This window comes from Bacteroides sp. HF-4919, from assembly GCF_018860125.1.
The window spans coordinates 16,237-30,941 of the sequence record NZ_JAHKNF010000012.1 but is presented as its reverse complement, the minus strand read 5'-3'; the positions used below and the strand labels follow the sequence as shown (position 1 = coordinate 30,941).

Below are 14,705 nucleotides of genomic sequence, written 5' to 3'. Positions count from 1 at the left end.
TAAGAAAGAGTACCTTTACCACATTATAAAAAACCGGAAAAACCATGAAAATAACCCTGATCCGAAAGGAAGAAACTGTCGTAGCACAACGTACGGTGAAACTCGAAACTGTGTTGGAGAATATGAAAACCGAAACCAAAACCTGCCCCGTGAGTGCTTTACGTCGGACACTGAAGTTTTCGGGTGGAAGTGGACATGTCACGGCGGTGGACAAACTGCCCCGTATCCTTTTTTCGGTGGAACTGGGCAAAAGCAAAGAAGTATCGGTGATGAAGGCTTATCATGGATTGGTGCTTCTGAGCGTGAAGGGACTCACCGGAGTAGAAGAGGCTGTCCGCTTGCGTGACAAGCTGGCCGGACTGCCCCAGACGATGATTGCTTTTGTCGGTTCGAGCGGCCGGAGTGTAAAGATACTTGTGCCTTTCCTCCGTCCCGACGGTTCATTGCCCGTAACCGTAGAGGAAGCCGGACTTTTTCATGCCCATGCCTACCAATGGGCGGTGAACTTTTACAGAGGGCAGCTTTTGGCGGAACACCGGGATGTTACGCTTGAGAATCCGGTGCCGGAACAGAGTTGCCGCTATTCATTCGATCCGGGACTCTATTTCAATCCGGATGCCTACCCCATCCGTCTGGAACAACCTTTATCGATGCCCGGCGAAGTTACCTACCGCGAAACAGTGGAGGCGGAAACTGATCCTTTGCAGCGTATGATGCCCGGTTACGAACGGAGCGAAATTATCTCGACATTGTTTGAAACTTCACTGTATGAAGCTCTTAATACGGTAGACTGCGACCGGGAGGAGGATTCTAAATCTTTGATCGTGGAACTGACCCGGAACTGTTTTCGTTCGGGAATCCCCGAAGAAGAGGTAGTGGGCTGGACGCTGATGCATTTCCGGGGTAAAGTGTCCGAAATACTGATACGTGAGACGGTTCACAATGTGTATACCGTTGAGAAGCGATTCGGAAGTAATCCTTGCATTTCCCCCAAGCAGACCATGGCTATACGCACCGACGAGTTTATGGGCAGACGTTATGAGTTTCGCTATAACATACTGGCCGGAATGGTGGAATATCGTGAACGGAAGACATTCTGCTTCGATTTTCGTCCCGTGACGGACCGGGTGCTCAATACAATTGCGGTAAATGCTATCAGCGAAGGGCTTGAACTTTGGGACAGGGATGTGAAACGCTGGATTAACTCCGAACGTGTGCCGGTCTATTCACCTGTTACCGACTTTTTGTATGGCTTGCCCCGTTGGGATGGAAAAGACCGCATTCGGGCGTTAGCCCGCTACGTGCCTTGCGACAATTCGCATTGGCCCGACTTCTTCCATCGCTGGTTTCTCGCAATGGTGGCCCACTGGAAAGGAAATGACAAGCAGTATGCCAACTCCGTTTCACCCCTGTTGATCGGTTCGCAGGGATGCGGCAAATCCACTTATTGCCGCAATATCCTGCCGCCTGATTTGAGAGCCTATTATACCGACAGCATTGACTTCAGCCGGAAACGCGATGCCGAGCTTTATCTCAACCGCTTCATGCTGATCAATATTGACGAGTTCGATCAGGTAAGTGTCAATCATCAAGGCTTCTTGAAACATATACTCCAGAAACCGGTGCTTAATGTGCGTAAGCCCAACGAGGCGGCTGTCCGCGAGTTGAAGCGTTATGCTTCGTTCATAGCGACCAGCAATCATAGCGATTTGCTTTCCGATCCTTCGGGAAGCCGCCGTTTTATCTGTATCAATATCACCGGCAGAATCCGTAATGATGCTGTCATCAACTATCCGCAACTCTATGCGCAGGCAGTGCGGGAGCTCCGTGACGGTGAGCGCTTTTATTTCTCTCCCGAGGAAGAGGCCATTTTGATGGAGAGCAATCAGGAATTTGAACTGCAAACTCCGGTTGAACAGCTCTTTCAACAGTATTTCCGCTCTGCCGGCGAGGGAGAAAAGTGTGAAAGCCTGCTCGCAGTCGATATTTTAGGACGCATACAAAAGAAAAGCGGCTTTAAACTGTCGGCTACGAAGATAGTGCATTTTGGCAGAATACTTCGTAAGCTGGGAGTGCCTTGCAGGAAAATGAAAAACGGGAATTTCTATTGTGTGGTGGAGTTGTAAAGGTAGCAGACTAATGCCATTTTGCAGTATAAGTATCATTTTTTACCTAATAGGCACTATTTTGCACTCGTGCTCTTTTTATTTTTTTAATATCTTTGTTACTAATTTAATTATTGTATATTTGTAGTGACGTTTGTGATTATAGGCATTTGACTTATAAGATAGCTAAGAGTTCTTGTCTCTCCGAATCGCCAAGCTTTTTAAAGACTGTGCAGGAACGTTTTCAACAGCACTGCATCTCGTTGAATGTTACTTACGAAGACGAGATGCGTGCTGTTTTATTTTTAGAATCTTTTGCAACTTGTGTTTTTTTGCCTATTTTTGCAAGTAATAATGGTGGGTTGAGCGAAACTTTATCATATTTTAGTTAACGAGCGTAAGTTGATTCTTGTCTCTGAAATCGCCAAATTACTGAGACTGCACAAGAAATATGCTTCAACGATTGTTTACCCTATATTATCGTATCCGTATCTATATCTTGTTTTCAGAGCGAGATATTCATCCTATAGTATAATGGGCGCAAGCAAAGTTGGTCATTGAGTGCAGAGGTGTTTGGCGATACCTGAGAGGCGCGATGGCAAATGGGCTTGCGCTTTTTGTATTAAAATCAATTATGAAATGCACAGGTATGGTAATAGACAAAAAACAGGCAAATAATAGGGATGCCCAGATCATTTTATCTTGTTTTAGCGACATGGTAATTGCATTCTCGCAAAGACGTGGCAAGTTTATGAATCAAAAACTTGAAATGATTGCTTTTCGAATGTCTTCGCAATATCAGGCCGATTTCGGGAGGAGTCAACATCTCTTTCTGAAAAAAGATGTCTGGATAAAACGGCCAAAATTACTACTGATTCTTTTTGAGTTGTTAACGATATTAGGCTGAAACTGTTTAATTCGGGATATACAACAAAATCCTTCTCAAGTATATGTATAAATCATGAATCATTAACATAACAAATAACATTAATTACAACATGGGACAAAAGTTTAAAATCTTGGGATCACTTGTGGCTTTTTTAATTTTAGCAGGAATTAGCTGCTGGGCTACGGAAAAGTCATTGCATTTATTATTACCGGCAGGATGGCCGGAAGTTTTGGTATGGGGCATTACTATTGCTTTCTTTGTTATGGCCTCGTATGGTAGCAAATTAATTGTGGACACACTTAGTTCGCCTGATTTTATTGATAATCGTAATTTGAAATTGTTTGGGGGTGTGTTACTACTTTTTTTCTTTTGGTTTATTATGAGTATGCCGACTAATACTCATACATTCTTTTACAATGACAAAATAGGATCGGTTATAACAAAAGATATAGAAACTACTAATAAATATCTACTTCAGCTAATAGATAAATGTACTGGTTCAACTATGATTCTTGATTCAGTAGGTAAAAGAATGAAAGATAAAGTTGAAGAACAGAGGAAACTTATTGTTGCTGAGTTTAATGGTGATGGACCCACAAGTAAACGTGGGAATGGGGTTAAGATTGGTGAACACCTGAATATTATCAATGGTATTTTAAATTCAAGCATTCAACAAGATTCACACTATAATAGTACGGATCCACAAATATTAAGTAAGTATCATGCGCAAATCAATGCTGCTTTGGCAAGTGCTTTGAGAACACATACTATCAGCGATAAAACTGTAAAAAACTCAAAAGTAGCAAAAGCTAAGTTAGAAGCAATGAATGACTCCATACAAGACCATCTTTCTGTGGGGATTGTATCGGAGGACGAAATCAAACAAGTAGAGAAGCTATTAACCGATGGCTATAATATAATAGCGACAAATAAACAATTTGTTGATTTTGATTCTAAAACTGATGATAAGGAGGTTTATACAAAAGAGAATGGTGATACCCGCACTAAGAGAATGGCATCAGTGATTGATGTGTTTTTTGTGGATTTTTTACACGGGAAATACCCTGCTTCTTTTTGGTATTATGTGATATTGTCTATTCTTGTAGATGTGGCAGCTTTCATCTTTTTTGATATAGCATTTAAGAAACAAGATAACGTATATTGATATGGAAGATTTAATCAATTTGAATGATGTTCATGTTGAACAGACATCATCGACAAACATTAGTGGAGAATCAATTAGACCTGCTTCGAATAATGATATGGGGCAAAATTCGTCTACTAATAATAACAAGAATAATGTTACGATAGGTGACCACCAATCTCCTATAGTGATGCTTTTTGGTCCAAGAAGTAGTGGAAAGTCAATGTCTCTCGTGCGACTTTCTCGTTACCTTAGAGAATGTGATTTTAAAATTGTAGTAGATAAGACCTTTAAATCAGATGATAATTATAAGGAAAAGTGTGACAATTTTCTTAATAATCTGGATACGAAAGAGGCTTTGCCTGGTAATGCATATACTGATTTCCTTCTTGTTAAAATAATCAAGAATGGGAAAACTATTTGCCAATTCTTAGAAGCTCCGGGTGAGCATTATTTTGATCCTAAGAATGTAAGTGCTACTAATTTTCCTCCATATATGACTAAGATCATAAGGAATTTGCCAAATAGAAAAATTTGGGTGTTCATTACGGAGGCAGAATGGGAAGTGGAGTCTGATATGAAAAAAGCATATGTCAGCCGTATTGCGAATTGTAAGTCTCAGTTGATGACAGATAAAGACCGGAAATTAGTTTTATATAATAAGATTGACAAGAAACCGGAACTTTTTGACTCAGGTAGAATACATATTAAGGAAGCTGAAAAGGCTATGAGTGATGAATATAAGGGATTGAAGAAACTATTTAAGAATAATAATCCGATCACTAGTCTTTGGTGTCCCTTTAATTATAAATTTGTTCCATTTTGTACAGGTTACTATAATAAGGAAGACGATACGCTCACTTATACTGAAAGTGAAGATATCTATCCTAGTACTCTGTGGAATAATCTCGTGAAATGTTTTAAAGGGTAAAATATGGCAAAGTTTAATTTGTATGTACATGGCGTTCCTATTGGTCATGATATTTGGGGAGCAAGTGAAGATTTGAGTTATATAAAAACATTTTACAATCACGATGCGGATGTAAAAGAGTCTGTAATATTTTGTATAGAAGTGTTACGTAATAAGACCTTTTATTCTTATTTGCGGCAGAATGATGTAGATAATGCTGAAAGTCGACCAGGCTCCTATTTCGGTATTACGTTAAGTTTTAGCAATTTATATTGTAGCAATGTGTATCTGTTGTATAAGATTTTTGATGCAGTATATAAACAGCTATGTCTTGGTAAGTTGATAGAACAGGATGGAAGGAAAGTGCGATATTTGGTTCGGCAATTCATTGATGATACTCTAACGTTAGAGAAAATAAATGCTGCATTTAGTCAGCAGATAGACAAGCTGCTAACTAATAGTTTTTTAGCCTTGGATGATTCTGCTAAACCAACAGGAATTGCCAAGTATAGTTTGTCCGATGTAGATAGTCCTGCTTTCATAGAATCTTTCAAATCAAAAAAGATACTTGTTTCTCCCGATTACATTTCAAAAGAAGATGAAAACGCATCACTTCAAAAACAAGTGCAACCTTTAAGAGTGCAATGTGAGCAATTATCGTCAGAAATTCTGCAATGGAAAAATAAATATGCAGCATTAGAGCAAAGTAATATTGTACTTCAGAATCAAATTACACCTTTAGAGAAAAAGGTAGAATCACTTGAATCTCAACTTGTGAGTGTTGTAACTGATGCAACTAGGGAATTTAAACAGAAGTTGGAAGAAACAAAGGGCGCTTTAGATAAATCTGAAAAAGAAGTTGAAATTTTGACAAATACCAATAAGAAAGCACAAGACGAAATAAAGAAGCTTAGGGAAGATATCAAGGTTATTGGTGAGAATAAAGATATTAATAATTCTGTTGCTCAAATTAAAGAACCACTTAAAAATCTCGCTCGCCTGATGGCGAGTCGATTTCCTGATGATCCTAGGAAGGGCAGTTCAATCAGGAAAAAGAATTTTAATAATCACGGTGCGTCTAATTTATTCAAAACTTGGATCTCGGTGATCAATTGTGTTTTGCTGTGTTGTGTTGTTGCTATTGGTGTATGGTATTATAGTCATCCTGCTAAAATTAATGAGGATAATTATGCCTTAGAAGATCAAAAGGTACAAATAGAGCAAATAGAGCAAAAGGTTCAAAAGCTAACGCAACAAGCTGAAGCAACTCTCACAGCGATACAAAAAACCTCTATAGAGATGCAGGCGGCTTTCAAGTCAAGAAAAGAAGATTCTAAGGCAGCGTCCAGAGAGGCTTCCAAGAAAACCAAGAAGGGAGGTTCGACAATCCAAGGGGCTTCTACTGTGTCACAAGAAACTATAAAAGCAGATTGATATGAGAATAGTGAATATTATTGTGTTTCTGGTAATGGTGCTTGCATGTTCATCTTGCAACACAAAAGGTAAAAAGCCTCCAGTAGACTTATCTGGCTTGAATTCAGTTACAGATATTAGCATTCCTTATACGGAGCTTAATGGTGTTAAAACCATTCCAGTAAAACTTAATGGAATTACTATGAGTATGATTTATGATACTGGATGTTCTGGGGTACACTTATCGTTGAATGAGCTACAAACTCTATTTAAGAATGGTAAATTCTCTGAAGATGATATTATAGGTTCTAACTATTCACAGATTGCAGACGGAAGTATTGTTGAGAATGGTCTGATCAACCTTCGTGAGGTCGAGATCGGTGGTGAGGACGGACTTGTGCTTCATAATGTAGAGGCGACGGTGGCGCTTAATCAGAATGCTCCAATTTTATTGGGCAATGATGTTTTGGATGAGCTTGCTTCCGTGAAAGTAGACAATGTCAATAAAACTATTAACTTCACACGTTATTAATAGGATGAATAGCTCTGTATATTTATTTGGTGAAATGGCAGAAGGATATACCCAATATCCGGAAGATAGTTCATCGGAAATATTTCATAGACTTTATGCAAATTCAAAAGCAACAACTCAGATTGCCATTCATCGTGATGGCAATCTGATGTATTATGGATATATTAGAAAGTTAGAAAATAACAAGTATCTTGGTTTATGTGTTGTTCTTAACGGAATCATGTTGACAAGAATTGATAGCCTTGTCTCTTTATTTGAAAATACTATTGCTTCATTGGTAAGTAAGGGCACTCTTATTCACTATAATGAAGCTGGTGACATTGTTACAAGTGTTAATAAGCTGTATAAGAACGAGCCCGATATAGACCTATTGGTAGAGCATTTAAGAGCAGGCTTTTTGAATTTTGAAAAGAATTCCAGAAAACTTCCTCCCATTAACTTTGCTGTTGCCAAAAATTCGATAAAAAATTTTAGTATCGAAGATAATTTTAATGAGATAGTTGAAGCGTCACACACTTATGGTTACACTTTTATATATAAGGATAAGGACTATAATACAGTTCAAATGAATAGTTATAAAGCTGTACTTAGTCGTGTGAATCAAAAAAATATAGAATTAAAAAAACAAAATCAAGGACTAAACGAACTGAATGATAAAATCCAGAAACAGAAGAAACAGTTTCGCAATGTTGTGATACTATTCATATTAGTTATGGGGTGTTTTATAGGATTATTTGCATTATATAATAGTTTAAATAAGACAGAACTGAATTTGGCAGATGTGGAAAATCAGTTAGTATTGGCCCAGGATACAATTAGAGATTTAAATAAAAATCTTATTGTGAAAAATAATAAGATCCAAGTGCTTGAAATCAAATGTGAACAAGAAGTTTCAAAGCGAAAAGAGGCGGAAGCTATAGTGAATAAAGTAACGTCTCGATACCCGATAATAATAACGAGTACTTCATTTGACTTTTCGTCCAGAAAATTGAATATCGAATATTATACAACGAATGAATGTGAAAAAAATATTAAGATAAAAGCTTATTGCGAATCATCTGGGGACTTTATTGAATCATCCGAGGGGAAATTAACTTTTTGGGATGGCGGAGGAAGTTTAACAGGGAATTTTTCAAAATTATTTAATTCGTCAAATTGGTATACATTTGAAGTTTGGGTTGATGGAGAACTGGTGGGAGGCGGAAGGCATTAGCTATTACTTTTAAAAGACACAGTATCTTGCTATCTAAATTCTGCCTCCACAATCTGGGTTTATTGGTTTGATTAATAGTTGTTTAGTGCTTCTTCTCAATCCGTATACAATCCAGTCCGAACAAAGTTCCTGTCGATAGCGGATTCCGTCCGATCAATTCTATCCGCAGGATAAATTTACCGTTTATGGGCTTGTGCATTTCCAGGCTTATGGCACCTGTCGGCTCGACTTTCTCGCTGTAACAGTCCAACTGCTTTCCGTTTTTTGGGTGATTTACATATAACCTTATATTGCCGTAGTCGGTTGCTTTGGTACAAAATAGACTCAAGCTGTATTCACGATCCTCAAAACCGGAGAATTCGAACTCGATGTAATCGCCTTCCTTACCGCCATGGCATACCAGGTGGTCTTTTAAGTTCCATTTGCCCGGATGCCCGCTGAGTCTTTGTCTGTCATAACGCAGTCTTTCTGATTTGGAAGTTGGCTGGATTTGGCAAAAATCAATGGCATTTGGTATGTTGCAGACAGGAGATTGAGTAGGGGTAGGCAATAACCCTGCTTCTATTTCTTCTAAGCCGGAAGAGCCTGTGGCTTCGGAACCTAAGTCTCCGTACCAGAATACAGTCGAAGAGTAATCTACCGTCCCGTTTTCCCAACCTAACAATTCGAAATCGAACTTCAATTGCCGGTTGAAGGGAATGGCATCTAAGCATCTGACTCTGAAGAAGCTGTTGTAGCCATAAAAATCTCGCATATCCTGGCGGGGTTGCCCGGCAAATGGTGTCTGACTTTTAAAATAACCATCGAAACTGTAGTAGTCTTCAGTGCCTGTTCCGAAATGGGAAGGAAATGGTTCGTGATCTACGGTTATTTTTTCATCTCCTTCCCCATACCACTCTGTCGTATGGTTGAAAAGTGATAGCAGGTCTCCCCGATAAACTCCTCTGCCGGATATAGTGGCGAAATTCCAATCCATACATTTTTCGTGTTCCATCCAGGTGACGACGGGCAGACCACGTTCCTGCTTCCAGGCTGTATGGAAATAGAGAGACCGGTTGTCCCACTTATAGGGCTGTGAAACAATATCTGTTTGTATATCGGCTTTGTATGGAGAGAGGTTCAAGATCGTGATTTCACAATCTTGCTTATAGGGCATCAACCATTTGCTGCAGACAATCCCTTTGCCGTCGGAATAGAAGAAAAAACTCCTGGACGCAAAAGATCCCATGCCGGAGCCTGCAAAATCGGATAGTGGAGCCCATACGGTTTGTTTTCCGTCAAAGCTTATGGTTACGATCAGGCTACGCATCAATAGGGCAAAATCGTCTGTTCCGGGTTTCAGGTTTTTATCTGTTTTCACATTGAACTGAAGAAGGCTGATCGCTCTTTTTCCTGTGCGAAGGTTCAGCTTTTGTTTTTCACCTTTATTTAATGAAAAACTCTGTTGATGGTTAAGTGAACCTTTGCCATAATCAGACTGGGGATCAAATCCCTTATCCATATTTTTATAGAGTGTGTCGGATGTTTTTTCTGCTAAAGCGGGTATGCGGTCTGCCACTTCCTGTGAGAAAGTTTCTACCGGAGTACCTGTGGGGTATTTGCGGTAATTGAACAAAAAGTGTCGGTTAGTCCGTTCGGGGGTAAGTTCCTCCATGGTCACTTTGCAACCGTTGTTATAGGGGACAGGTAGATAAATCAGGCTGCCTCTGTTCCATTTATTGTCCGGTTCGATTAACCCTTTCTTCAATCCTCGCACACCGAACTTCTGGAGATCATAAGAGGGCACCTCCCAGCCCGGTTCGTCTTTTCCGTCAAAATAGAAACGTAAGATTGTATTTATGCTGCCAAAGGTCGTGAGCCATATACGGGTAATGGCACCGGGACCTTTGTCCTCAAAAAGAACCTTTTCTTTCCGTCCGTTGCGTTCTTCGAGACGGATGAATCCTTCGCCGTCATCATTGGCAAACCAATTGGGCCGGTCAGGAGAAACGGACCTGCGATCGTAGCTGCTTTGCTGCATACTGCGATAGGGCAGGGCCGGATAGCGGCTCATTTCATCCCGTGAGGTCATCTCTTTCAGGAGATTTTCTACTGTGATCTGATATTTTGTCTGTGCAAATGAACAGGTGCACAGAGCGGAGAAAAGTAAGGTGATCCCCCATCTCATTATTCCTGTTGTAAACTCAGGCTTCGGAGAAGATAATAAGCGTTGTTTCCATTTTGTGTCCATAATACGATTTTATTGATGGTAAGTAGCCGCAATATTAAGAAAGTATATCGGATGAGGCTATAATGAATTGTACCAAATCATAGTACAGACGTTACATGAAGCATTTTTTTGGGGTTTTGCCGACTTATGGTGGTGGAGTGATCGGCTTTCCGCTATCTTTCTTGCATGACGCACACGAATTGTTATCCGAACAACTATAGAATATTGCGGCCGTCAGGAAAGGCAGGAATATTAATTTCTTTATAAATCTTCTGGTTCAGGTTTTTAATTACTTGCATATAACACTTTACTTCTCAAATGGTTTTATATATCTTTGTGCGTTGAACGCGATATATTTCAATTTATTATGAACGGATTTCTACTGTTGAAACGCCCTTTTATCTGGCTGGCCCGCTTTCGTCACCGTTGTGGATATGGGGTTCATTCACCATTTGCTTTCGACTTGATAACCAACGTCATTTATGAGCGTACCCCTTACTATGCTTACAGTTTGCTGGAGACTGAACAAAAGAAAATGTCGGTAAATCCCGGCAAGAAGTGGAAGCATGAATCAAAGAAGGTGAACCGGTTATTGTTCCGGTTGGTCAACCGAATGCAACCTGCTACGATTGTAGATGCCGGAACGTTGTCGGTATCGTCTCTCTATTTGCAGGCCGGACATGCTAAAGCGGGTTATTTGGGTGCTTCTGATTTGTCCGAACTCTTTTTGGAGAAAGATACACCTGTCGATTTTCTTTATTTGCACCATTACCGTGACCCGGAATTTGTAGAGAAAGTATTCGATATCTGTGCGTCGAGAACAACGGAACAAGGAGTTTTTGTGATTGCCGGTATCTGCTATACGAAAAAGATGAAAGCACTCTGGAAAAAGATACAGCAGGATGACCGGACGGGTGTTACATTCGATTTATATGATCTTGGAATCGTCTTTTTCGACCGTACGAAGATAAAACAGCACTATATCGTCAACTTCTGAATCCTTTTGTGTGTTAACCTTTACAGAAATAATAAACTTACTATCATTATGAAAAAGAGTCTTGTATATACAAAAACGGGTGATAAAGGAACAACGGGTCTGATAGGAGGAACCCGTGTGCCGAAAACCCACATCCGCCTTGAAGCGTATGGAACGGTCGATGAACTGAACTCGAATCTGGGATTACTGGCAACTTACCTGATGGACGAGCATGATTTGGATTTCGTACAGTCAGTGCAGGATAAACTGTTTGCCATTGGTTCGCATCTGGCCACTGACCAGGAGAAGATCCAACTGCACGATGTCAGTATTATTACCCCTGCCGATGTAGAAGCTATTGAACGTGAAATTGATGCTGCCGACGAAATTCTTCCGCCTTTACATTCCTTCATCATTCCGGGAGGAAGTCGTGGCTCGGCACTTTGCCACGTTTGCCGTACCGTTTGCCGGAGGGCGGAGCGGCGTATTCTTGCATTATCCGAAAGCTATACAATCTCTGCTGATTTGCTGGCTTATGTCAACCGGCTGTCTGATTATTTATTTGTCTTGTCTCGTAAAATGAATTTTAATGAGGGAAAAGACGAAATATTTTGGAATAATAGTTGCAAGTGAAATTTTTTATTATACTTTTGCCGAAAAATAGAGAGTAGGTATTAATATTCACATTTTAAATACGAAAGCTTATGTATTGGACGTTGGAATTAGCATCTAAACTGGAAGATGCTCCTTGGCCGGCAACTAAGGATGAACTGATTGATTATGCCATGCGGTCGGGTGCTCCTCTTGAAGTGATTGAAAACCTTCAGGAAATGGAAGATGAAGGCGAAATCTATGAAAGTATAGAAGATATTTGGCCGGACTACCCCAGTAAAGAAGATTTCTTCTTTAACGAGGAAGAGTATTAATAGTCTTCGAATAGTCTAAACAATTAAATATCAGCGCGACAGATAAAGGTGATTTGTTTGTCGCGCTGGTGTTTAAGGGTGCTTGGTGGTGTAGTTTGTTTGTCTAAATTGCGGTTTTTCTTCTCAAAAATGTAGTTTGTTTGTCTAAAATTCCATACCTTTGTTTCTCCTCAGGAATATTGCTAAAAGGAGGATGATATATGGGAAGACCGAAAAGACTATATCCGTTGGGCAAATATCGACTTCGCACACCAAAGGAGGTTGATAAAGATAAAGCCTATCCTGTCGAGTTGGAATATACTTGGAACAGGCAGATAATCCGTAAGACTACAAATGTCTTTGTCAAGGTTGCAGACTGGAATCAGAACGGCAATCAGGGACGGGGTGAAATCCGTGCAAGCTATGGTGGGGAGTTCAAACGGCTGAACCAACTTCTGCTTGCACGTGTTGAACGTATAGATTCGCAACTTGCCGAGTATCACGAAAAGCATCCGAACCAAATTACAGCGGATGTCGTTTCCGGTCTTCTTGCAGACAAGCCTTTGGCACGTCGTGATCAGGGAAAAGATTTTGTGGATTTCACATTGGAACGCCTTTCTTCGGATTATTCGAGAAACAGAATCGGTAGAAGCCGATACGAGAACGGAAAGAGTTGCATGAATATTTTCCAGACTTTTTTACGGGCGACCAAACAAGGCACATATCGGTCGGACGCAATATATGTTGGCGATATGATTCCGGAACTATTGGACAGTTATATCGTTTGGCGCAAGGAAATCAAACAGAATAGCGATGCGACAATCAATCATGCCTTGACACCGATATTGAAGGCGTGTGCATACGCAAGTGAAATGAGCATGATAGATCCTGCTGTGAATGCAAGGATTCAGGATATGCGTATCGTTACAAAAGTTTCACTTTCAGAGGAAGAAGTTGAGTTTGACGGAAAGAGCCTGGCCAAAGAACAGGTCTCTGCTCTTTTAGAATATTACAAGACCTGTCAGGAACCACGTAGAAAGGAATTTTTGGAAATGTTTTTCTTTGCGTTTCATGCTTGCGGACTTCGTGTGGTGGATGTGATGACCCTGCAATGGAAGCATATCGATTTTGCCCGGAAAGAGTTACGGAAGATTATGATAAAGACAAACAAACGTCATGTGATCCCTCTGACTGAACCTGCATTGCGCATATTGCAACAATGGCAGGAAAAACGTGCAGGATGCCGGTATGTATTTGACCTTGTGAAGGAAACTTTGGATCTGGATGATGCGGAGGCACTTTATAAGGCACGTAATAATGCGACTAAATGTATCAATCAGTCATTGGCGGTCGTGGGAGAGCAGATTGGGCTACCTTTCAGTCTTTCAATGCATGCGGCCAGACATTCGTTTGCGGTTTTTGCCCTAAATAAGGGATTGTCCATGTCTGTAGTCAGCCGATTGCTCGGTCATGGAAGTACGGATGTAACAGAGAAAGTCTATGCTCGTTTCTTGCCGGAAACCTTGTCTGCAGAAGTAGCCCGACTGAAAGACGAGTTAACTCCGCTTGAAATAATCTGATTTTAGAATGGTATTGAGATAATTAGTTTTTGTTTCTATTTTCTATGTAATTGAAATATTTATGCTACAAATAATATTCTTGGTTATAGGTCTTTTTATTATCGTTCTTGCATTGTCCTTTGCTTTCAAAAGATATGCAAGGCTGATTCTGTGGTCAAGTGCAATCACCTTGTTTGCTGGTACACTATTGCTTGTCGGAATCGGTGTGATAAATCCGATTGATGGAGACAATATTGGCTCTACAACGTTTTGGGGTACTATCATAACATTGATTTCAGGTGCAGCTCTCGCCTTTTGTGCTGAAATGCTGAAAGAGGGAAATAAGGGAAAAACAAAGGTGCAAAATGGCAATTCCTCTGTTTCAGGGAAGCAGACGGCAGATAACGAGGAAACTGTTGTTTTGATTGGGATGTTGCATACTGAACTGGCTATAAAAGTTTTCGCCAAAGCGATAGAGGCTGGTTATATAGGCGAAAAAGGTTCCCATTATAAGTGGAATGATTCCAAAGTTCTGTTGGCATATATGTGTGGGCGGATATATTGTGGAGACAAGCCTGAATATTCCGAAATGGATGAGAAATCATACTGGAAATTTGGCAGAATGGGAGTCTTCCCCGATACAGAACTGAGCAACTTGTTTGAAATGCCTGATTTGGGGCAATCTCGGTCGAATAGGAAAGACCTTGCCGTTCCTGCAAAATCCAAGGAAATCGATAAGTTTTTTGAGTAGCTGTCTGGCTACTCTTTTTGTTTATAATCAATGCTTTAATCTCCAACTCTAATATTATCTAATACAATCCTAACTTCAGTCTAATTCATTAGCCTAATT

12 protein-coding genes are annotated in these 14,705 nt (G+C 40.2%); 11 read left to right on the top strand and 1 reads right to left on the bottom strand.

The features are described from left to right. Positions 1-44: 44 nt before the first annotated feature. From KO473_RS18985 to KO473_RS18960, 6 genes are all read left to right on the top strand, one after another. Positions 45-2,126 carry a VapE domain-containing protein gene (locus KO473_RS18985; RefSeq protein ID WP_181996074.1) on the top strand — a complete coding sequence of 694 codons (2,082 nt, stop codon included), beginning with the start codon at positions 45-47 and terminating at the stop codon, positions 2,124-2,126. Positions 2,127-3,103: 977 nt separating this feature from the next. Then, positions 3,104-4,159, top strand: coding sequence for a hypothetical protein (locus KO473_RS18980; RefSeq protein WP_005822212.1), 1,056 nt, complete (start codon positions 3,104-3,106; stop codon positions 4,157-4,159). Position 4,160: 1 nt separating this feature from the next. Further along, the gene (locus tag KO473_RS18975) at positions 4,161-5,069 is read left to right on the top strand and encodes a hypothetical protein (RefSeq protein WP_005822211.1); all 909 of its coding nucleotides are present in this window, start codon (positions 4,161-4,163) and stop codon (positions 5,067-5,069) included. A 3-nt stretch (positions 5,070-5,072) separates the two neighbouring features. Beyond that, entirely contained in the window at positions 5,073-6,482 is a 1,410-nt protein-coding gene (locus KO473_RS18970) for a hypothetical protein (RefSeq protein ID WP_005822210.1), read from the top strand. A 1-nt stretch (position 6,483) separates the two neighbouring features. Continuing rightward, complete coding sequence (locus KO473_RS18965) at positions 6,484-6,993, top strand: retropepsin-like aspartic protease (protein ID WP_005822209.1); 510 nt, start codon at positions 6,484-6,486, stop codon at positions 6,991-6,993. Positions 6,994-6,997: 4 nt separating this feature from the next. After that, entirely contained in the window at positions 6,998-8,206 is a 1,209-nt protein-coding gene (locus KO473_RS18960; protein WP_122130930.1) for a hypothetical protein, read from the top strand. Between the two features lie 82 nt (positions 8,207-8,288). On the opposite strand, the gene KO473_RS18955 is transcribed toward KO473_RS18960, so the two are convergent. Further along, complete coding sequence (locus tag KO473_RS18955; protein WP_005822207.1) at positions 8,289-10,436, bottom strand: glycoside hydrolase family 172 protein; 2,148 nt, start codon at positions 10,434-10,436, stop codon at positions 8,289-8,291. A 346-nt stretch (positions 10,437-10,782) separates the two neighbouring features. Between KO473_RS18955 and KO473_RS18950 the strand changes: the two genes are divergently transcribed. From KO473_RS18950 to KO473_RS18930, 5 genes are all read left to right on the top strand, one after another. Further along, complete coding sequence (locus KO473_RS18950; protein WP_032537602.1) at positions 10,783-11,412, top strand: hypothetical protein; 630 nt, start codon at positions 10,783-10,785, stop codon at positions 11,410-11,412. A gap of 48 nt (positions 11,413-11,460) precedes the next feature. Next, positions 11,461-12,024: a cob(I)yrinic acid a,c-diamide adenosyltransferase gene (locus tag KO473_RS18945; protein ID WP_005782133.1), complete on the top strand. Its 564-nt coding sequence runs from the start codon at positions 11,461-11,463 to the stop codon at positions 12,022-12,024. A gap of 71 nt (positions 12,025-12,095) precedes the next feature. Next, positions 12,096-12,317 carry a DUF2795 domain-containing protein gene (locus KO473_RS18940; protein WP_002558131.1) on the top strand — a complete coding sequence of 74 codons (222 nt, stop codon included), beginning with the start codon at positions 12,096-12,098 and terminating at the stop codon, positions 12,315-12,317. A gap of 200 nt (positions 12,318-12,517) precedes the next feature. After that, the gene (locus KO473_RS18935) at positions 12,518-13,876 is read left to right on the top strand and encodes a tyrosine-type recombinase/integrase (RefSeq protein ID WP_005822203.1); all 1,359 of its coding nucleotides are present in this window, start codon (positions 12,518-12,520) and stop codon (positions 13,874-13,876) included. Positions 13,877-13,937: 61 nt separating this feature from the next. Then, the gene (locus KO473_RS18930; RefSeq protein WP_005822201.1) at positions 13,938-14,606 is read left to right on the top strand and encodes a hypothetical protein; all 669 of its coding nucleotides are present in this window, start codon (positions 13,938-13,940) and stop codon (positions 14,604-14,606) included. Positions 14,607-14,705 lie beyond the last annotated feature (99 nt).